The 19,578-nt window shown below is 70.5% G+C and carries 10 protein-coding genes and 1 pseudogene; 1 reads left to right on the top strand and 10 read right to left on the bottom strand.

Annotated features, from left to right (window positions below):
- Positions 1-50 precede the first annotated feature (50 nt).
- The 10 genes and pseudogenes from AB0D18_RS23430 to AB0D18_RS23385 form a co-directional block, all read right to left on the bottom strand.
- Entirely contained in the window at positions 51-2,861 is a 2,811-nt protein-coding gene (locus tag AB0D18_RS23430) for a SpaA isopeptide-forming pilin-related protein (protein WP_362421741.1), read from the bottom strand.
- A gap of 229 nt (positions 2,862-3,090) precedes the next feature.
- Positions 3,091-3,288 (bottom strand): annotated as a pseudogene (locus tag AB0D18_RS23425) (alpha/beta hydrolase); the annotation flags it as partial.
- 316 nt (positions 3,289-3,604) lie between these two features.
- Positions 3,605-4,351: a thioesterase domain-containing protein gene (locus AB0D18_RS23420; RefSeq protein WP_362421738.1), complete on the bottom strand. Its 747-nt coding sequence runs from the start codon at positions 4,349-4,351 to the stop codon at positions 3,605-3,607.
- 71 nt (positions 4,352-4,422) lie between these two features.
- Positions 4,423-5,667 carry a cytochrome P450 gene (locus tag AB0D18_RS23415; protein WP_362421735.1) on the bottom strand — a complete coding sequence of 415 codons (1,245 nt, stop codon included), beginning with the start codon at positions 5,665-5,667 and terminating at the stop codon, positions 4,423-4,425.
- Complete coding sequence (locus AB0D18_RS23410; protein ID WP_362421732.1) at positions 5,664-7,505, bottom strand: non-ribosomal peptide synthetase; 1,842 nt, start codon at positions 7,503-7,505, stop codon at positions 5,664-5,666. The genes AB0D18_RS23415 and AB0D18_RS23410 overlap by 4 nt, the downstream gene beginning before the upstream one ends.
- On the bottom strand, positions 7,502-8,272 hold the full coding sequence (locus tag AB0D18_RS23405) for a hypothetical protein (RefSeq protein ID WP_362421729.1): 771 nt from the start codon (positions 8,270-8,272) through the stop codon (positions 7,502-7,504). Before AB0D18_RS23405 ends, AB0D18_RS23410 begins: the two co-directional genes overlap by 4 nt.
- A 25-nt stretch (positions 8,273-8,297) precedes the next feature.
- On the bottom strand, positions 8,298-8,669 hold the full coding sequence (locus AB0D18_RS23400) for a nuclear transport factor 2 family protein (protein ID WP_362421726.1): 372 nt from the start codon (positions 8,667-8,669) through the stop codon (positions 8,298-8,300).
- Positions 8,669-11,866, bottom strand: coding sequence for an amino acid adenylation domain-containing protein (locus AB0D18_RS23395; RefSeq protein ID WP_362421724.1), 3,198 nt, complete (start codon positions 11,864-11,866; stop codon positions 8,669-8,671). The genes AB0D18_RS23400 and AB0D18_RS23395 overlap by 1 nt, the downstream gene beginning before the upstream one ends.
- Complete coding sequence (locus tag AB0D18_RS23390; RefSeq protein WP_362421721.1) at positions 11,863-15,942, bottom strand: amino acid adenylation domain-containing protein; 4,080 nt, start codon at positions 15,940-15,942, stop codon at positions 11,863-11,865. The genes AB0D18_RS23395 and AB0D18_RS23390 overlap by 4 nt, the downstream gene beginning before the upstream one ends.
- Positions 15,939-17,681: a condensation domain-containing protein gene (locus tag AB0D18_RS23385; RefSeq protein ID WP_362421719.1), complete on the bottom strand. Its 1,743-nt coding sequence runs from the start codon at positions 17,679-17,681 to the stop codon at positions 15,939-15,941. Before AB0D18_RS23385 ends, AB0D18_RS23390 begins: the two co-directional genes overlap by 4 nt.
- A gap of 402 nt (positions 17,682-18,083) precedes the next feature.
- Between AB0D18_RS23385 and AB0D18_RS23380 the strand changes: the two genes are divergently transcribed.
- Complete coding sequence (locus tag AB0D18_RS23380; RefSeq protein WP_362421716.1) at positions 18,084-19,577, top strand: AMP-binding protein; 1,494 nt, start codon at positions 18,084-18,086, stop codon at positions 19,575-19,577.
- Position 19,578 lies beyond the last annotated feature (1 nt).

The raw sequence follows: 19,578 nt of genomic DNA, 5'->3' as shown, positions 1-19,578 counted from the left end.
AGGGGGAGGCCCTTGGTGAGGGGCCTCCCCCTTTCAGCGATACCGCCCGGTCACTTCTTGGGCGGCTCTCCTCTGGTGTTCGTACGGACGACCTCCATGCCCTGGGCGGCCTGTGCGGCCGTCAGCCGGTACGGTCCGGTGACCGCGGGCCTGGGTGCCAGGTATCCCTCCGGCACCGCGGTCTCCCGCAGGTAGTACGAGGCCAGGGGCAGCCCGGTGAACAGGCAGCGGCCCCGCCCGTCGGTCGCGCAGGCGGCCCCCACCCTGGTGTCCCGGGGGCTCCCCGACGTCTGGAGTCCGGAACGGCCGTTGGTCTCCCGCCACAGTTCGAACACGGCCCCCAGGAGCGGCTTGCCCGAGGTGGCGTCCCGCTTGAGGACCGTGATCTTCCCGAGGACGGGTTCGTTCCGGGCGGTGGCCGTGACGCCCTGCTCCGCGTTGGCCACCGTCAGCGTCAGCGGACCGACGATGCCGGGACGCGGCGTGACGTACCCGGCCGGAGCGCTGGTCTCCTGCCAGTAGTACGTTCCGAGCGGGAGCTCCCCGCTGCGGCAGACACCGCCCGCTCCGGTGGTGCAGGGAGCACCGGACCTGCTGTCGGGGTCCGTCCCCGAGCTCTGCAGCCCGGGGCGCCCGTTGGTCTCGCGCCAGAGCTGGAACACCGCACCGGCCAACGGCCTTCCGGTACGGGCGTCCTTCTTGACGACGGCGACCCTGCCGGTGGGCGGGAGGTAGTAACCGGCGTCGTGCGTATGGTCGTTGTGACCCGCGTCGCCGGTCGTCAGAGTGTCGATCTGGGTGGCGGGATCCGGGTTCGAGTCGATCGACCGGTTCGTACCGCGCTCCTTCGCCGTCGGTACGAGATCGGCCGGTGCGGGCCGCTCGGGGATACCGCTGGTGTTGCCGGTCCGCACATCGAACTTGATCCGGTACGCGGTCCTCGGCTCGACCTGGAAGTAGTACTCGCCGCGGCTGTTGGTCGTGGTCGTCCCCAGGACCTTGCCGTCCTTGTCCATCAGCGTGACGGTGGCGCCGGGGATGGGCTCCTCGGCCGGCCCCTGGATTCCGTCGCGGTCCCGGTCGAACCAGACCCGGTTGCCGATCTGCACCGGTGCCTCGTCACAGAGCAGTTCCAGGTCGCCCAGGCCGTTGGCCTTGCCGAACGACCCGACACCGCCGTCGACTTCGTAGTCCGCCGAGCCCGCTCCCGAAGCGTTGTCGAACTTGCGGACACCACCGGTGAAGACGTCGAGCGGATCGACGATGGTCGCCACGGTCTTGTCGAACCGCGGCGCGAAGGCCAGCCCGCCCTGGAGCGACTCGGCGAGCTGCCCCAGCGTGGAATCCCCGTGGTAGTACTCCTTCACCCCGGCCTGCTGCGGCGGCGCGTTCGTACCGTCGAAGTGGTTGGGGCACTCGGGGCCTTCGCTGTCCCACACCCAGCGGTCACCGGCCTTGCACACCCGGGTGATGTCCCCCATGGCGGGGAACAGCGAGCGCTGCGCGGTGTCGGTGCTGCCCTCGGGCGCGAGGGCCTCGTACCCGGCCTGGTCGCCGAGGCGGTCGCGGAACCCGAGGATCAGGGAGCCGTCGCGGTCGAAGACGATGTCGGACAGCATCGGCCCGGGAAAGTTCGCCTGGATGAACCACTTGTACGGGTCCCAGGTCTGCAGCCACGGCCGCCAGGCAGTGTCGCCCTTGACGGACGCGTATCCCATGCCGCGCTCGTAGTCGAGAGCGTGCTGGACGACGGTGCTGAACGTGGTGCCCGACAGCTTGAGCACATAGGCCCGCAGGTCCGCGCTCCGCTGGGACGACTCGGCGCTGCAGACCCCGCCGACGTACACCGCACCGTCATGGACGCCCAGGCCGTACGGCCGCCAGTCGTCCGCACCGGTAGGGCAGCCGGGGTCGGGGATCGGGATGACCTGCTTGGCAGTGGCCGGCGGCTGTCCCGGCGCGGCATGGGCCACGTCGTAGGCGTACAGACTCTTCGCCTTCAGGCCCACCGCGTAGAGCGTGCGGCCGTCCTCGGACAGGTCGAGGTCGCCCAGGCCCTCCTTGCCGACCGCGTTGTTGATCTCCATGCTGTCGCGGGTCAGATCGGCCGAGTGAGCGGCGTCGCCGGCGTCCGGCACGGTGGCGAAGGCCGAGGTCTGCTTGGTGGCGCGGTCGACCAGATAGATGCCGCCGGGGCCCGCGGGCCCGTACGGGATCAGCCGCTTGGTCAGCGCGCCCACGAAGAGCTGGTCGGTGTCGCGCTTGTGGGCCAGTCCGTACGTGGCGCCGATCTGGTCGAAAGTGGCTTCGTTGACCGGAGCCGGGCTCGTACCCGTGCGGTCGTACGGCCAGGAGACCAGGGCCTTGGCGCCCACCGTCCCGGCCGCGTCCTGGCGGTTGCACGGGGTGGCCAGGTCCGGGTTCTTCTGGCAGTAGTCGGCCGGGTTGTGCACCGCGGTGAGCACATCGGCGTCCGTGCCGTTCGATACGTCGACGAACTCGACGAGCGACGACAGGGTCGGGGCGGGTCCGCCGGCCTGCGCGGGCTGCAGATAGTTCTTGGCGGGCGGAATGACGGCCTCGACCCGGTACTTCCCACCGGTCAGCCCGAGATTGGCGGGTACGAAGTGGGCCTTGCCGTCGGCGCCGGTGACGACCGTACGCCGGGTACCGGCCCGGTCGGTCACCGTCACCGGGATGCCCTGCTCGCCGACCTCCAGCGCGGGCGTCCAGCTCCCGTCGGAATCCACGTCCCGTACGACGGTCACGGTGACCGCACCGTCGGCCCTGACGGCGGACGCGCCGGGCGTCGACGCCCCCAGGAGTGACGGGGCGGTCAGCAGCAGCACCGCGCCCGTCATCCATTTCGGATTCCGGACGGCCGGAATCCCTGGTGGAAATTTCATGTGCCTCAATCCCACAGTCGTCGTGGCAGGACAGAGGCAATGATCGTCACCGTGGAGCCGGGCACCCCGGCCAGCGCAACCGACACGACGCGCGCTCACCCCACTGCTTCACCGCAGCCACCCGATCGCTGCAGCGGAGGTGGCCCGGTCCGGGAGTATCCGCATCGGCGCACCCTGACAGAGCTCACACCTCCAGCGCGAGCATCGCCCCGGCGACCTCGTCGGCCGCCGCGTCGGGGATCGCGGTGGCGGCCTCTTCGAGGACGAGCAGGCGTGCCCCGGGGATCTCGCGCGCGAGCGCCTCGCCGTTGCCCATGGGGAAGAACCGGTCGCGGCGGCCGTGGACGACGAGCGTGGGGACCCCGATCTCGGGCAGGCGCTCGTTGCCGAGGACCTCCGCGCCCACCGGCGCCGGCCGTGCTGCTTTTCCCGCCCCGTGGCGAGCGGTTTAGGTGAAGGGGTGGGGAGGGGCCGCACGTCGCGGGCTGAGCGGGGGGCGGGGGCGAGCGCAAGCCGGAGCGAGGGGGCGCGGTCCGCGTGGGGGCCGCCCCCTTGCCCACCCGTCCCGCCCCCCGGGGGGCGGCCCCGCTGCCCAAGGAGGCTAGGGGGGCAAGGGGAGAGGGGGAGGGGTGGAGGGGTGGAGGGGCGGCTCCGCTGAGCAAGGAGACGGTGGCTATCGGGGCGCCGTACCGGGGAAATCATGTACGTGGGCGTCCTCGTCCGACACCTGCCAGCAGCGACCGCAGTCCGTCCGGTGCCTCGATGAAGCTGTAGTGGCCTCCCTCCAGTAGCTCGAAGCTCGTGTCGCCGCAGGCCGACCAGCCCTTCATGAGGGACGGCGGAATGCCCGTGTCCTCGGTCCAGCCGATCGCGGTGATGCGCGTCGGCAGCCGGACCGGGTCGGGCACGCGGTAGCGCGAGTTCATGTCGACGTCCTTGCGCAGCACGCCCAGGTACAGGGCGTGCAGGCTCGGTGCCAGGGTGCCGCCCAGTTCTGCGACCAACTCGTGCAGTTCGGCGGAGAGTTGCTCGTCGGTCATGTCCAGGAAGCGGCCGTACGGGCCGTCCTGCGGGGCCACCTCGGACGAGACGAAGAGCTGGGCCGGGGCGGGGTGGCCGCGCTGGGTGAGACGTACCGCTGTTTCGTACGCCGCCAGGGCGGAGCCGCAGTGGCCGAACAGTGCGTAGGGGCGGTCCAGGTAGGGGAGCAGTGCCTCGGCCAGGTCGTCCGCCATCGACTCGTACGTGGCGTAGGCCGGTTCGCGCATGCGGTTCTCGCGGCCGGGCAGCTGCACCGGGCAGACTTCGACGCCGTCGATCGTCGTCGGCCAGTGGCGGTACATGCTCGCGCCGCAGCCCGAGTAGGGCAGGCAGAAGAGGCGGGCCGCCGCCGTGGGGGACGGTTCGCGCAGGAACCACTTGGTGCGGAGTGTGGGGGTGCTCATGGGCGGGGACCTTTCGTGCGGGGCCGCTTTTCGGACGCGTACGGAGCTGCTGCCGGACGCGTCCGGAGCTGCTACCGGACTCGTGCGGTGATCGGCAGGTGGGAGAAACCGGCGATGATGTTCGAGCGCAGACGGACCGGGTCGCCTGCGGGGGCGAAGTCGGTGAACCTGGCCAGCAGTTCCGCGAAGAGGACCCGCAGGGTCACCCGGGCGACGGTGTGCCCGATGCAGTAGTGCGCGCCCACGCCGAACGCGATGTGCTTGTTGGGGGTGCGCCGGATGTCGAAGGTGTCCGGGTCGGCGAACACCTTCTCGTCGCGGTTGGCCGAGCCCAGCCACACCACGACCGGGTCGCCCGCCGGGATGCGTACACCCCGGATCTCCACGTCGCGCGTGGTGTGGCGCATGAAGTGCTGGGTGGGCGACGCCCAGCGCAGCGACTCCTCCACACCGCTGGTGAGCAGCTCCGGGTGGGCGGCCCAGTCGTCGAGGACCGGTGTCCCGGCCAGCGCGGCCATCGCCGCGTTCGGGGGCTGGGCCGTGGTGACCGTCGCACCGAGGAGCAGGCTGTAGCAGTTGGAGACGATCTCGCCCGGTGACAGCCTGCGCCCGTCCAGCTCCATGGTCAGCAGCACGCTGATCAGGTCGTCGCCGGGCGAGCGCCGCCGCCGGGTGACGATGTCCTGGAAGTAGGCGAAGAGCTCGCGGTGGGCGGCCCTCAGGGTGGCCTGCGGGGCCTGTGGTCCCGTGGCGAGCTGGAACTGAGGGTCGTCCGCCGCGATGCACGCGTGCGTGAGCCGGATCAGGCGTGGCCAGTCCTCTTCCGGCAGCTCCATCAGCGCACCGATCACCCCCATGGGCAGCGAGGCCATGGCGGTGGCGAAGTCGAACGGGCCGCCGTCCGCCAGGGGTTCGAGGAGGGCGACGACGGTGCGGCGGACCCTTTCCCGGTCGTTCTCCACGTTCTTGATGGACAGTGCCTGTTGCAGCGGGCCGCGCAGCCGGGTGTGGGCAGGCGGGTCGGTCACCGCCATCTGCCGTCCGCCGGCCGGGTCGCCCTTGCCCAGGAGGTTGAGCAGCGTGCCCTGTTCGGAGGTGAAGGTGTCGTGATCGCGCAGGATGCGGTTCGCCTCCGCGTGAGCGACGATCGACCAGTACCCGATGTCGCGGACGGGCTGCCAGCTCACCGGGGCGTCGCGGCGCAGTCGCCGCCAGGCCGCGTGCGCCCCGTCTCCCCGGTAGAGGTCGGGGTCGATCAGATCGATCTGCTGCGGTGCGGAGACCGGGCAGCGACTGCTTGAAGGCGCTGTCGTCATCGGGACCGCTCCTCCAGCTGCTCGACGAGCGCGGTGGCGAACTCGGCCACGGTGGGGGAGAGGAACAGGGTCTGCGCGGGGACGTCCACCCCGAACTCCCGCTCTACGGTGACCAGTAGCTCGGTGGCCAGCAGCGAGTGGCCGCCCAGCTCGAAGAAGTCGTCCTCGATGCCGATCGGCTCGACTCCCAGGAGTTCGCCCCACAGTTCGGCCAGCCGCAACTGCACCTCCGTGAGCGGTGCGACGAACTCAGCGGCCACGTTGCGGGGCACCCGGGTGGCCGTCGGCAGGGCCCGGCGGTCGACCTTGCCGTTGCGGTTCAGGGGCAGCTCGGGGCGGATCAGGATCGCCCACGGAACGAGGTAGGCAGGAAGCTTCTCCCGTAGTTCCAGGCGCAGTTGACGGCCGAGACCGAGCGCGTTTTTGAGGTCCGGGTCGGTGGGCACCACATAGCCGAGGAATCTGGTGCCCCCGGCCGGGTCGGCCTGCGGCAGCACTACCGCGTGCCGCACCCCTGCCAGGTGCTCCAACTCGGCTTCCACTGCCTGTGGTTCGGCGCGGTAGCCCTGCACTTTGACCTGTTCGTCCGCGCGCCCCACGAACTCCAGCGTGCCGTCCGGTGTCCAGCGCACCAGGTCGCCGGTCCGGTACATCCTGGCCCCCGGCTCGGTGGCGAACGGGTCCGGTACGAACCGTTCGGCAGTTGCGCCGGGGCGGTGCAGATAGCCGCGCGTCAGCCCGGCACCCGCCGCGTACAACTCACCGCACTGGCCCACGGGTACGGGGCGCAGGTCGCCGTCCAGCACGGCGACCCTGGTGCCGCTGATCGGGCGGCCGATCGGCACGCTCTGCCCGGCCGCCAGGGTGCGGCTGGTCCAGCAGGTGGTGTACGTGGTGTTCTCGGTCGGCCCGTAGCCGTTGGTGAAGAGCAGGTGCGGGTACGTGGACAGCAGCCGGCCCACATGGCTCGGCGAGGCGACATCGCCACCGGTGAGGACGTGACGTACCCCGGCGAACGCGTCCGGCCGGGAGCCCGCCATCCGATGGAAGAGACCGGTGGTCAGGAGGAGTACGGTCACGCCCTCGGTGCGGACGGTCTCCGCCACCTGCTCCAACGTGATCGCGACCGGGGGGAAGACGACCAGCCGGCAGCCGTTGACCAGGGCGGCCCAGATCTCCAGCGTGGACGCGTCGAACGCGACCGGCGCGATGTGGAAGAAGACGTCGTCGGGGCAGACCTCCATCCAGTCCGCGCCACGGACGAGGCGGTCGACCGCCCGGTGCGGGACGGCGACGCCCTTGGGCTCTCCGGTGGAACCCGAGGTGTAGCTGACGTAGGCGAGCCGGTCGGGGTGGGTGGGGAACGGAGGAGCCGTAGCCGCAGGCGCTCCGGTGCCTTCCGAGAGCGCGGTCATGCCGTCGGGGACACGGTCCCGGAGGGCGTCGTCGACGATCACCAGGTTCGCGCCGGCATCCGTGAGCAGCGCCTCCCTTCGGCCCGGCGGGTCCTGTGGGTCGAGTCCGAGGTACGCGCCGCCCGCGATGAGCACGGCGAGCAGCGCCACGATCAGCTCGGGGGACCGCCGCATCAAGACCCCTACGACGTCCTCCTGTGCGAGGCCCGCGGCCCGGAGCCGCTGCGCGAGGTCCTCGGCGCGGGTGAGGAGCTGCTGATACGTGAGGGTCTGGCCGTCGCAGGTCACCGCGGGTGCGTGGGGTGCGCGCCGCGCCTGTTCCGCGACGAGCTCGTGGATCGGCCGTGCGGTGAACGAAGGCTCTCCACTGCCGGTGAACCCGGGGACTTCGGTGGTGTCCGTCGTGGGGACCGTGCTGGTCAACTGTTTTCCGCCTTTGTGTCCTGAAGTGATTCCGTGGGGGCCAGCCGGACCCATGTCGCCGTCGAGCGGGCCAGTTCGGTGCCGTCACGGCGGAAGAGTGCGGTGGTGCAGGTGTGGACCCGGCCCTCGCCCGGCATGCCGCGTCCCACCGCGATCACGGTTTCGCCCACGAGGGGGAGCGCCGTGATCCGGGCCGACATCCGGCCGAGCACCAGCGGGCTGCGCAGCGGGTCGAGAGTCCAGCCGCCGGGGCAGTCCAGCGCCGCCCACACGAGCTCCTCGGTCACTGCCTCCGGTGTCCAGACGCACGCGACGTGGTCGCCCAGGCCCGGCACCGGGCCCGGTGCCAGCCGCAGGCCTTCCGGGTGGTCGGGGCCGCACACGAAGCAGGTGGGAAAGGGGTTGGCGGCGCCCTGCCCCTCGTACCCGAGCATCGCCTGCTCGGCGACGTCCGGGGCGATCGCTTCCGGGGTGTCCGCGCCGGGTGTCTCGGGCGACGCGGTCGCGACGAGGATGCCGCCGTGCCAGACGTGGACCCGTCGGCCGGCCCGGGTCAGCCGCAGGTCGGTGTCCAGCGGCGGCGGGGAGTGCAGCTGGACCACGAGGTCGCCCTCGGACTCCAGCATCCGTCGAGCGCGCGGCGCGACGAGACCGGAAATGTAGCCGCCGTTGGCGCTGTTCGGCGGGCCGTTGTAGCGGCGGTCGACCCGGATCGTGTCTTCGGGGGTGGTCACCGGCTCGAAGGGTGCGTCTTCGGGGGCAGTCACCGGCTCGAAGGGTGCGTCCATCGGCTCACACCGCCGGTACGAAGAAGAAGGTGTCCCGGGACGCGATGCGGCCCTCGGGCGTCATGCGGAAGAAGTCCGCGAACCGCAGCTCGGCCCGACCGCCGTCGTGCAGTACGCCACGGAACAGTCCGTGGACCGCGATCTCGTCGTCCGCCGCGATCAGCGTGGCCAGGGTGTGCTCGCCCTCGCGGATCACCCGCTGCTCCCGGTAGAAGTGCTCCAACTCGGCGTGCCCTACCAGTGGTTGATAGCCGGGGCGGCGGTAGTGGGCGTCCGGGGCGAACAGGCCGACCAGTGCCGATATGTCTCCGGCGTCGACGAGCTGGTAGTAGCGGCGTATGCGGGATGCCGCGAGTGCGGTGGTCGTCCGGTCCATTACGAGACGCTCCTTGTGATCTCTGTCCGAGCTGTGGACCGCCGCCGTACCGGACCCGGCCCCGCCGGGGCGTCGGGGGCGCGGTCGACGGCCTCGGTCAGGCGGGCCGGGGTACGTGCCTCGAACAGTGCGCTCAGCGTGAGTTCGCGGCCGGACCTCAGCCGCACCCGGTTGATCAGCCGCGTCGCCAGCAGCGAGTCCCCGCCGAGCGCGAAGAAGCTGTCGTGGATGTTCACCCTGGGCACTGCGAGCACCTCGGCGAACAGTGCGCACATGTCGTGCTCCGCCGGGCTGCCGTCCCCCGGGCCCGACGGCGTCGGCGTCAACTCCGGTACGGGCAGCGCGGACCGGTCGATCTTTCCGCGAGGCGTCAGGGGGAAGGCGTCCAGGGTGACGAACGCCGTGGGCACCATGTAGTCGGGCAGCATCGCCGCAGCGTGATCCCGCAGCGAAGCCACGTCGGGCCCCGGGGCTCCAGCCGTCACTCCGCTCTGGGCCCCCGCCGGCACCACATAGCCGATCAGCCGCTTCTCGCCCGTGGCATCCCGGCCCGAGAGCACCGTCGCCTGGGCGACGCCGGGGTGCCCGGCGAGCACTGCCTCGATCTCTCCCAACTCGATGCGGAATCCCCGGAGTTTGACCTGCTCGTCGACCCGGCCGAGGAACTCCAGCTCGCCGTCGGCGTTCCAGCGCACCACGTCGCCCGTGCCGTACATCCGCTCGCCCGGCTCACCGAACGGGCAAGGCAGGAAGTGGCGGGCGGTCCATCGGGGCCGGTTCAGATAGCCGCGTGCCACCCCCGCCCCGGCGACGTACAGCTCGCCCGCCACACCCGGTGGCACCGGCGACAGCGACTCGTCCAGTACGTACACCCGCCTGTTCTCCATGGGGCGGCCGATCGGTACGACATCGGGCACGGGCCGACCCGGGCGCAGCACGGTGCGCGTGGTGAAGGTGGTGGCTTCGGTCGGCCCGTACCCGGCGACGACCACCGAGTCGGGACAGCGGTCGAGTACGCGCCGGACCGCATCGGCCGGGACGACGTCGCCGCCGGTCCACACCTGGGCGACGCCCGCCAGCGCATCGGGGGACTCCTCCGCGAGCACCCGGAACAGCCCGGCCGTCAGCCACAGCGCGCTGACCCGGCCCCCGGCGACGAGGCGCTGGTACGCGGCGAGGTCCAGGTCACCGGGCGGGGCCATGACCACCTGGCCGCCGTTGAGGAGCGGCACCCACCACTCGTACGTCGATGCGTCGAAGGCGTGCGGGGAGTGCGCGAGCACCCGTGGAGGACTCTCGCCGTGCCAGCAGTGGTCCGATGTCATGCCCAGGACGTTGCGGTGGCTGAGGGCCACGCCCTTCGGCGTGCCCGTGGAACCCGAGGTGTACAGCACGCACGCCAGGTGGTCCGGATGCAGCGGTACGCAGGGGTCGCCGACCGGCTCGCGCGGGAGGCCGGGCGCGGCGGCATCTACTACCAAGTCCGTTGCGCAGTCGGCGAGTTCATGACCCCGGGTGGCCCGGTGGGTGAGCAGTACGGTGGCACCGGTCTCGGCCAGCACGTGACGCAGCCGGGCCGCCGGGGACCGGGAGTCCAGGGGGACGTACGCGCCTCCTGCCTTGCTGATCGCCAGGACCGACACGACCACGTCGGCCGAGCGTTCCATGAGTACGGCGACCTTGTGCTCGCTGCGGACCCCCAACTCAATGAGCTGGTGCGCCAGTTGGTTGGCGCGTGCGTTCAGCTCCGCGTACGAGAGGGTGAGGTCGCCGAAGACCACGGCTGTCGCGTCGGGTGTGCGGGCGACGTGGGCGGCGAAGGTTTCGGGCACTGTCATCGACGGGAAGGGGTGCGCGGTGTCGTTCCACTCCACGACCGTTCGGTGTCGTTCCTCGGGGGTGAGGACGTCGTGGCTGGCGAGCGGACGGTCGGGTCCTGCGGCGAGGACGGACTCCAGGAAGTGCAGGAACCGCCGCTGGTGGGAGGTGAGTTCGGCTTCGGTGTAGAGCGCCGGGTTCGCGTCGATGTCGATGCGTGGCGCGGTGCCGTCGGACCGGTCGTAGACGGAGATCGAGAGGTCCTCGACCGGCCCGTTGGAGAGGTTGTGCGCCGTGGCGCGGACGCCGGCGAACTCCAGGCGGTAGTAGAAGGACATGATGTTGGCCACGGGGCCGAACGTGACCTGCTGCGGCTCGTCCGGATTCAGATCCCTGCGAAGGTCCTCGCCCCGGTAGCGCTGGTGCTGCCGCAACGCGCTTATCTCGTCGGCCACTTGACCAACGAGCGCGGACAGTCCCCGTTCGGGACGCACCTGGATCCGCAGCGGCACCACGTTCGCCACCATGCCGGGGACGGCCAGCTCGGCGGAGTCCAGGCGTCCCGTCACGGGCATGCTGAGCACGATGTCCCGCTTGCCGGTGAGGCGATGGAGGTACGCGGCGACCGTGGCGAGCACCGCGACCGGCCAGGTCGCTCCGGCGTGCTGCGCGGCACTGCGCAGCGCGGTCATGGTGGGGGCGGGGAGGCTGCTCGTACGGCGCAGGAAGCTGCCCGATGCCGGGGCTGTACGGCCCGCCGGGCTGACCGGAGCCTGGTGGCCGGCCAGCCGGGACGTCCAGAACTCCCGGTCCTGCTCGCGCTGTTCGGAGGCGCGGTAGACCATGTCCTGGGAGAGGAGGGCGTCCAGGGAGCCGAAGGCGGCTCCGCAGCGGGCGCCCTCGACCAGAGCGGTGTACGTCTTGGCCACACGTCGCGCGAGGAGCGACATGCTGAAGCCGTCGGCCACGATGTGATGGACACGCTGGTACCACAGGAAGCGGTCCGGGCCGATCCTGAACAGGGCCTGGCAGAACAGCGGACCGCGCGTGAGGTCGACCGGGGTGGCCAGATCCGCCCTCATCCACTCCTCGGCCGCCGCGTGCGGGTCGGGTGCCGAGCCGAGGTCGGCCTGGTGCATCGACCAGTCGAGGGACGGCTCGACGACCTGCCGGGGGCCGTCCGCGTCCACGGTCAACCGGACGCGCAGCGAGTCGGTCTCGTCCACCACGCTCCGTACCGCACGCTCGAACAGCTCCGGGTCGATCGGACCCGGTATGTCGATGTACTCGCCCGTGTTGTACGCCGGGCTGCCCGATTGCAGTTGGTGGGCGAACCAGATTCCGGACTGTGCTGACGTCAGCGGCAAGTCGGCATTCATGTGGCGACCGTCCTTGAGGGATCGAGGATCGACGACAAGGTCTTGGCGAAGGACGCGACGTGCGGCGCCGACAGCATGTCGTGGTGGTTGCCGGGCACGTCGAACACGCTCAGCCCGCCCTCGGTGTGCTCCTGCCACAGCGCGGGAACGACCTCCGGGTTGTGGAGCGTGGGGTGGTCGTCGGTGCTCACGAAGAGATGAATTGCCGTACGCAGAAGGGCTGTTGAGTGGTAGCGCGGTACTGCATCGCCGTTGGCGGCGAAGGTGCGTTCCATGCGGCGCAGCTGTTCTGTCCGTGCCTGTGAGGGGAGTTGACCGGAGCCCGAGGCAAGCGGGAACGGAGCGGGTTCGCTCCCTTCCCGGCTGCCGGAGCCCCGTCGGGTCCCTGGCGCCCCGACGTCGATGATCCCGAGGAACTCGGGCGGGTGGCCCTCGCTCTCCAGTAAACGCGCCATCTCGAAGGCGACGAGCCCGCCGAAGGACCAACCGGCAAGCAGGTAGGGCCCGTTGGGTGAGACTTCACGCATCTCGCGCAGGTAGCGCTCCGCCTGCTCCTCCACCGTGGCGAGCGGCTGTTCGTCGGTGTGGTAGCCGACGGCCTCGATGCCGTAGACCGGCCGGTCCGCGGCGAGGTCCGAGTTCAGGTGTCCCGTCAGCTGGAGGTAGCCGGACACGTCACCGCTCTGCGGATGTACCAGGAACAGCGGTGCCTTCCGCCGATCGCCCTCCACCAGCGGAACCACGAGCCGCCGCAGAGCCGCCGGTGCGGCGGGGAGTTCCGCGCACAGACCCTCGACGGTGGGGTGGCGGAACACCGTGTGGAGCGGCGCGCTCACCCCCAGCTCACGGCGGATCTCCTCCATGAGCTCGACCGCCCTGAGCGAATGGCCGCCCAGCTCGAAGAAGTTGTCCCGTACGCCGACCTGGGCCGAGCCCAGTACGCGCTGCCAGATCCTGGTCATCCGGAGTTCCAGCACATCCCGCGGGGGCAGCACCGGCACGCCGTGGTCCCGGCGGGCGGGGGCGGGCAGGGCCGCGCGGTCGACCTTTCCGTTCGTGGTCAGCGGCACCCGGTCCAGCGCGGTCAAGGTCGCGGGGACCATGAACTCGGGGAGGGTCTCGCGCAGGGCGTGCCGCAGCACGGCAAGATCCCCGCCTCCTTCCCCGTCCTCATCCCCGTCCTGCCACACCACGTATCCCGCCAGCTCGGCGTCCGTTCCTTCCCCCCGCACGGTGACCACCGCCCTGGCAACACCGGGACGCGCGCACAACGCGGCCTCGATCTCACCCAGTTCGATGCGGTATCCCCGCACCTTCACCTGTTCGTCGGTGCGGCCGAGGAAGACGAGGCTGCCGTCCGGCAGGTACCGGGCGAGGTCGCCGGTCCGGTACAGCCGTCCGCCACTGCCGTACGGATCGGGTACGAAGCGCTCGGCGGTCAGCCCCGGCCGGTTGGCGTATCCCCGGGTGACCCCGACGCCACCGATGTGGATCTCACCGGGGACACCGATCGGCACCGGGGAACCGGCCCGGTCCAGCAGATGGACCCGGAGGTTGCCGAGCGGGCGGCCGATCGGAACGGACGCGCCCGGCCGGTCGAGGTCCCGTTCGGCGTCCACCCGGTGGGTGACGCACCCGACGGAGGCCTCGGTGGGGCCGTAGCCGTTCCACAGGGTCGACACCACGCCGAGCAGCCGGCGGGCCAGCTGGGGCTGGAGTGCCTCGCCCACGCAGATCGCCTGGAACCGGCCGCCCTGCCATCCGCCGTCCAGCAGCAGGAGCCAGGTGGCCGGTGTGGCCATGAGGGTGGTGACCTCGAACCGGCGCAGCATCTCCGCGAGCCGTGGCCCGTCGACAGCGACCTCCGAGGGGGCGATCACCACGCTCGCACCCCGGGCCAGGGGCATGAAGACCTGGGGGACGAGGACGTCGAAGGAGATCGAGGCCACCGAGGCGACCACGTCGGACCGGTCCAGACCGAGCTGACGGCCGCGTACCACCAGGTAGTTGACGACGCCCTCGTGCGGGACCAGTACGGCCTTGGGGCGGCCCGTCGAGCCGGAAGTGTAGATCGAGTACGCGAGGTTGGCCGGAGCCGCGGTGGCGGGCAGCGGCTCGTCGGAGTGGGCCGCGATCAGGTCCGCCTCGGTGTCCGTCCACACGACGGCGGCGCCGGTCTCCGGGAGCCGGTCGGCCAGCGACCGCTGCGTGACCAGCAGCGGCACCTGTGCGTCGGTGAGCATGAACGAGAGGCGCTGCTCCGGGAGTTCGGGGTCCAGCGGCAGATAGGCGGCACCTGATTTGAGCACTGCGAGGAGGGCCACGACCAGGTCCACCGACCGGGGCAGGCACACGCCGACGAGGCGCTCGGGGCCGGCGCCCCGGTCGCGCAGGTGACGGGCCAACCGGTTGGCGCGGCGGTCGAGTTCCCCGTACGTGAGCCGCTGGTCACCGCAGTGGACCGCCGGCGCTTCGGGGTCGAGCCCGGCCCGGTGCTCGATCAGCTCGTGCACACACAGGCCGGAGGGGACGGACTCGGCCGTGTCGTGGGCCGCCCCCAGCAGTTCCTGGCGCTCGGCATCGGTGAGCAACTCCAGTCGTGACACCGGGAGTTCGGGGTTGTCCGCCGCGCTTTCGAGGAGGCGCAGGTATTGGCCGGCCAGGCGCTGCACGGTCGAGCGGTCGAAGAGGTCGCGGTCGAACGCGACCGTGCAGGTCGTGCCCGTCGGCCGTTCGGCGACCACCATGCTGAGGTCGACCTTGGCAGTGCCGTTGTCGATGTCGATCTGCTCGGCCTCCACCCCGGGCAGCCGTGGCCCGGGAGCGCTGCCGGACAGGCCCGCGAACAGCACTTGGAACAGCGGGTTGCGGTCGAGACCGCGTTCCGGCCGCAGCTCCTGCACCAGCCGTTCGAACGGGACGTCCTGGTGCTCGTAGGCATCGACCGCGGTGCGACGGACCCGGCCGAGCAGCTCGGCGAATCCGGGGTCGCCCGACAGATCGGTCCTGATGACCAGGGTGTTGATGAACGAGCCGACCAGAGCGTCGAGTTCGGGCCTGGTCCGGCCCGCGACCGGCGTACCCACCGCCACATCGTTCTGCCCGCTGTAGCGGGCCAGGAGCACCTGGAACGCGGCGAGCAGCGTCATGAACAGGGTGGTGCCGTGGAGCCGCCCCACCAGCCGCAGCCGGTCGACCAGTTCGTCCGGGACGGTGAAGGTGATCCGCTCGCCCCGTCCCGAGCGGACCGGGCCGCGCGGCCGGTCGGTCGGCAGGTCCAGCGTGGCCACGTCCGCGAGCTGTTTGCGCCAGTAGTCGAGTGGGCCGTGCAGCCGTTCGCCGGTGAGCCGGTCCCGCTGCCAGTGGGCGAAGTCCGCGTACTGGATCGCCGGCGCGGGCAGCTTGTGCCGGCGGCCCTCCAGCCGGCTCCGGTACATCGTGGAGAGGTCGTCCCACAGCAGCGGCATCGACCATCCGTCGACCGCGATGTGATGGATGACGACGACCAGGAAGTGGTCCCCCTCGCCGACCTGGAACAGCGTCGCGCGCAGCAGCGGGGCGCGGGTCAGGTCGAACGGGCGCCGGATCTCGGCGAGGGCCAGTGCGAGGGCTCGTCGAGCCGGGTCCTGGCCGGTGGGCGCCCCGCTGTTCTCATCGGTTGTGCTTCGCACGTCAACGCAGGTGAGTGAGAAGGGGGTTGCCGGTGCGACCGAGGGCTCGGGGCGCCCGTCCCGCTCGGTGAAGACGGTACGCAGCACTTCATGACGACGTATCAGATCTGCGAGTGCGTGCCCGAGTGCGACCATGTCGAGCGGGCCGCGCAGCCGGAAGACCTCATGGACGTGGTAGAGGGCGGGGCCTTCGGTCAGCTGCTCGTTCAGCCACATGCGTTCCTGGGTGTACGAAGCCGTCCGTACGCCCTCGGGGCGGGGCGGCACCGCAGACGCCGTATCACCGGCGGCGGTGTTCCGGCGCGCGGCGCGTACGCGTTGTTCGAGCAGGGCGCGCGCGGTGACCGGGGCGGGTACGGGTGGTGCGTCCGACTCGGGGTGACCGGGGTGCTTCTTCATGGTCATCGGTCCTCTCCGGCGGCAGGCACGGCTGGGCGGGAGCCGGCGCTGTCGAGGTCTGCCAGCAGCGCCGCTTCGATGCTCCGGGCCAGTTCCGCGACGGTGGGGTGGTAGAAGATCAGGGTGAGCGGCAGTTCGAGTTCGAGCGCCCGGCCGAGCCGGGACATGACCTTCGACGCGAGCAGCGAGTGTCCGCCCAGCGCGAAGAAGTCGTCGTGCACGCCGCTCGGGGCGACGCCGAACACCTCGGCCCAGATCTCCAGGACGAACAGCTCCGTCTCGGTGGGAGGCACATCGCCCGGCACCCCCTGCCCGGCCTCCAGCAGCCCCTGTCCGGCATCCGGCAGCCCCTGTCCGGCATCCGGCTGTCCTGCGGGGCCGGCCGGGACCGCTCGCGGGGCGAGTTGTGGCTCCCACGCGGAGATCGGCTGTTCGGGGCTGCCGACGAGCCGGTCGAGCAGTTCCCGGTAGTCCCTGGCGAGGCGCTCCATGGTGCTGCGCTCGAAGAGATCCGCGGCGTAGCGGACCACGCCGGTGAAGCGATCGCCGCAGTCCGTGAGGGAGGCCTCGATGTCGAACTTCACGATGTCGTACGGCACCTGATGGGTACTCACGTCGAGCCCCGGCAGTCCGGACGGGAGCGCGGGCTCCCCCTCCACCTGGAACATGACCGTGAACAGGGGGTGCTGGCCGAGATCACGTTCGGGGCGCAGCTCTTCCACCAGGCGGTCGAAGGGCACGTCCTGGTGGGCGTAGGCGTCCGTCGCGCACCGGCGGACCCGGCCGAGTACCTCGGCGAAGGTGGGGTCGCCGGCCAAGTCGGTGCGCAGGACCAGGGTGTTGACGAAGAAGCCGATCAGCGGCTCCACCTCGATGCGGGTCCGCCCGGAGACCGGGGTTCCCACGGCCACGTCCGGCTCGCCCGAGTGGTGCGCGAGCAGCACCTGGAAGGCGGCCAGCAACGTCATGAACGGCGTCACTTCATGGGCCGCGCCCAGTGCCCGTGTCCGAGCGGTGAGTTCCGCCGGGATCTCCAGCTCGATCTGATCGCCGCGCCCCGACCACAGCGCGGGGCGCGGTCGGTCCGTGGGGAACGACGTCGGGTTCCTCCCGTCCCATCCCTCCCGCCAGTGGGCGAGCTGGTCCCGTAGCGCAGTTCCGGTGAGGTGGCCGCGCTGCCAGTCGGCGAAGTCCTCGTACTGGATGGGGAGTTCGGGAAGGTCGGCCGGCCTGCCGGAGACGGCGGCGCGGTACGCGGTGGAGAACTCCTGCCACAGCACGGCGAGCGACCAGCCGTCGGCGGCCATGTGGTGGATCACGAGCAGCAGCAGGTGATCGTCGGCGGCGATACGGATCAGCCGGGCGCGCAGCATCGGCGCGATGCCGAGATCGAACGGTGCCGCCGCGTCTTGCACCACCAGCTCATGGGCCCGCTCCTCGGCCTGCGCCAGAGGGAGGGCGGCCAGGTCCGTCAGGACCGGTACGAACGTGTCGACCGGCTCGGTGACCTGGTACGGGCTGTCGTCGACCACGACGACCCTGCTGCGTAATACCTCATGCCTTCGCACCACTTCGGTAAGTGCCGACACCAGCGCCCCTTGGTCCAGCGGGCCCCGTAGCCGTACCGCGACCGGCACGTTGTGGTCGGGCCGGCCGGGACGGAGCCGGTCGAGGAACCACAGCCGTTGCTGCGCGAAGGACAACGTGGCCGGATTCTCCACGCACCGTTCATCAGGGGAAGGCATGAAGGATTCACCTTTCGCGATGTTCGGGAACTCTGCAAAGACATGGAAAGCCCCGCTGATTCGCTTCATCGCGAACAGTACGAAGGACGTTAGTCGACGTTCACCCGGCTCGGCAAGATCGCACGGGAGGTCTGCCGTCAAGAAATCTTTTCGTTGCATCCGGATGGGTTCGATGGATAGCATCACGTCGTCGAACGCCAACGTGTTGTTCCAGCATGAGTAGGCGTACCTGCTGGTCAGAGATCAGATCAACGATTACCGGGCAGTATTGTGCAGTAATTGGCTGCCGTTTACAGGGTGATTGCAGGCTGGTGATTGTCGGTGCTCATTCATGCTGGGTCGTCATTCGAGCCGAATGATTTAAGCAGCCCTTATTTCAGGCGTGCAGGAACGCGGAGAGTAATGATGCGACAGCAGGGCTTAGTGGGTTCCTTTATTTCTCACGCCACCCACCACCCCGACGATCCGGCGCTGGTCTGGCACGGAGAAGAGACGACCTATCGCGAACTCCGTGAGCTGGCGGACCGGGAGCGCGCGCGGCTCATCCGGCTCGCACCGGGTGCGGACGAACCGATCGGCATCCTGGCCGCCAAGTCGCCTGCGGTGATCGCACTGGTGCTCGCCTGTCTGATGGAAGGGCGCCGGTTCTTACTGCCGTCACCCCTGTTGACGACAAGATCACTGGATCGGTTGTTCGGACAGGCCGGTTGTTTGCGTGTGCTGTCGCCGGAGAGCTCGGAGACGTCTCCGGCCGGTCCTGCTGCCCCGGTGGAGCCTCGCTCGACCCAACCGGCCGACGTGTCCTTCATGTTCACCACCTCCGGTTCCACCGGGGAGCCGAAGATCGTCCCGCTGAGTACGGGCGCGGTGGACCGCTTCACCGACTGGGCGGGCGAGCACTTCGGCATCGGCCGGGGAACGACCGTGCTCAACTACGCCCCGCTCAACTTCGACCTGTGCCTGCTGGACATCTGGACCACGCTCAAGAACGGCGGCCGGGTGGTCCTGGTCGACCCCGCACAGGCCACCGACGCCCGGCATCTGCTCGACCTCATCGCCGACCACGAGGTGCGGCTCGTCCAAGCGGTTCCGATGTTCTACCAACTGCTGACGGACGCGGCCGCGCGAGGTGATCAGCGGCTCGACACGGTCGAGCACGCCGTCTTCACCGGCGACAGCATGCCCGCCCGCTGCCTCGCCGCACTCCCGGAACTGTTCGGCAGGGCACGGCTCTACAACATCTACGGCTGCACCGAGACCAACGACAGCTTCCTCCACGAGGTCGACCGCAGCGAACCGACGGACACCCCGGTCCCCCTCGGCAGTCCGCTGCCCGGGGTGAGCGCAGTGATCGTCGACGCCGACGGCACGATCCTGACCGGGCCGGGAACCGGCGAACTCCATGTCGCGACACCGTTCCAGACCGACGGCTACCTCGACAGGGCGCAGGACGCCGCCAAGTTCGCCACCCACCTCGACGGGCAGCAGGAACGGCGCTACTTCCGCAGCGGTGACCTGGTGCGCCGCGACCGGGACGGCCGGATCACCCTGGAAGGCCGCAACGACCACCAGGTCAAGGTCCGTGGCGTGCGGGTCAACACCCACGAGGTCGAGCAGGTGCTGCTGAAGCACCCGGACGTCGTCGAGGCGGCGGTGACGACGCGGCCCGACCCGGTGGCCGGCCGCCTGCTGCGCAGCGTCGTGCGACGCAGACCCGCCAGTCGGCTCAACAGCCTGGAACTGCGCAGACACTGCGCCGGCCTGCTGCCCGCCACCGCCATCCCCTCGACCGTGCTGATCGTGGACGACCCCCTGCCGAGGACATCCACCGGCAAGATCGCCCATGCGCTCGTCGAGGAAGCCCACCCCCCGCACGGCCGAACGAAGGAACACTGAC

The sequence above is a fragment of the Streptomyces sp. NPDC048442 genome, from assembly GCF_040651475.1.
Taxonomy (GTDB): Bacteria; Actinomycetota; Actinomycetes; order Streptomycetales; family Streptomycetaceae; genus Streptomyces.
This window is presented reverse-complemented; position numbering and strand designations above follow the sequence as displayed.

What these genes read in the sequence shown, in the direction of transcription:
- AB0D18_RS23390 (WP_362421721.1), bottom strand. Translation starts at nt 15,942, where the DNA reads ATGACCATGAAGAAGCACCCCGGTCACCCCGAGTCGGACGCACCACCC.
- AB0D18_RS23385 (WP_362421719.1), bottom strand. Translation starts at nt 17,681, where the DNA reads ATGCCTTCCCCTGATGAACGGTGCGTGGAGAATCCGGCCACGTTGTCC.
- AB0D18_RS23395 (WP_362421724.1), bottom strand. Translation starts at nt 11,866, where the DNA reads ATGAATGCCGACTTGCCGCTGACGTCAGCACAGTCCGGAATCTGGTTC.
- AB0D18_RS23430 (WP_362421741.1), bottom strand. Translation starts at nt 2,861, where the DNA reads ATGACGGGCGCGGTGCTGCTGCTGACCGCCCCGTCACTCCTGGGGGCG.
- AB0D18_RS23420 (WP_362421738.1), bottom strand. Translation starts at nt 4,351, where the DNA reads ATGAGCACCCCCACACTCCGCACCAAGTGGTTCCTGCGCGAACCGTCC.
- AB0D18_RS23400 (WP_362421726.1), bottom strand. Translation starts at nt 8,669, where the DNA reads ATGGACCGGACGACCACCGCACTCGCGGCATCCCGCATACGCCGCTAC.
- AB0D18_RS23415 (WP_362421735.1), bottom strand. Translation starts at nt 5,667, where the DNA reads ATGACGACAGCGCCTTCAAGCAGTCGCTGCCCGGTCTCCGCACCGCAG.
- AB0D18_RS23380 (WP_362421716.1), top strand. Translation starts at nt 18,084, where the DNA reads ATGATGCGACAGCAGGGCTTAGTGGGTTCCTTTATTTCTCACGCCACC.